The organism is Paenarthrobacter sp. UW852, assembly GCF_024608385.1.
Classification (GTDB): Bacteria; Actinomycetota; Actinomycetes; order Actinomycetales; family Micrococcaceae; genus Arthrobacter.
The window spans coordinates 1-705 of sequence record NZ_JAMSGY010000023.1; the positions used below are offsets into that span (position 1 = coordinate 1).

General features: G+C 60.3%; 1 protein-coding gene. It reads right to left on the reverse strand.

Features of this window, described 5'->3' with window-relative positions; translation table 11 throughout:
- Window positions 1-122: 122 nt before the first annotated feature.
- Window positions 123-705, reverse strand: a 583-nt coding sequence (locus NEK97_RS19780) for an L-serine ammonia-lyase, iron-sulfur-dependent, subunit alpha (RefSeq protein WP_257371408.1), incomplete at its 5' end; no start/stop codon positions are given.

Below are 705 nucleotides of genomic sequence, written 5' to 3' on the forward strand. Positions count from 1 at the left end.
GAGTGTCATGACGTTCCTTCGTTCTTGGGTTTCAATCTTCTTGCGGCAGTGCGTTGCGGGGTCTGCTCTGCGTGCTTTGCCTGGGTTTTAGGCGGCAAAGCGGGCCTCACAACGGGCGTTTTTCAGCATTCGACGACGTTGACGGCGAGGCCGCCCATCGCTGTTTCTTTGTATTTGTGGGACATGTCCTTGCCCGTTTCACGCATGGTCACGATCACCTCGTCCAACGAGACCCGGTGCGTCCCGTCACCCCACAACGCCATCTTCGCCGCGTTGATCGCCTTCGCCGCAGCAATCGCGTTCCGCTCGATACACGGGATCTGCACCAACCCGCCAATCGGATCACACGTCAACCCCAGGTTATGTTCCATCGCGATCTCCGCAGCGTTCTCCACCTGACCCGGGGAACCACCCATCACCTCAGCCAACCCCGCAGCAGCCATCGACGACGCCGACCCGACCTCACCCTGACAACCCACCTCAGCACCCGAAATGGACGCCTGCTCCTTATACAACACACCTACCGCACCGGCAGCGAGCAGGAACTTCACCACCACATCGTCCTTATCAGCCCGGGTCGCTTTATCCATGCCCGGGGCGTAATTCAACGCGTAATACAACACCGCCGGAATGATCCCCGCAGCACCATTGGTCGGAGCCGTCACCACCCGCCCACCGGAGGCGTTCTCCTCATTCACCGCAAGG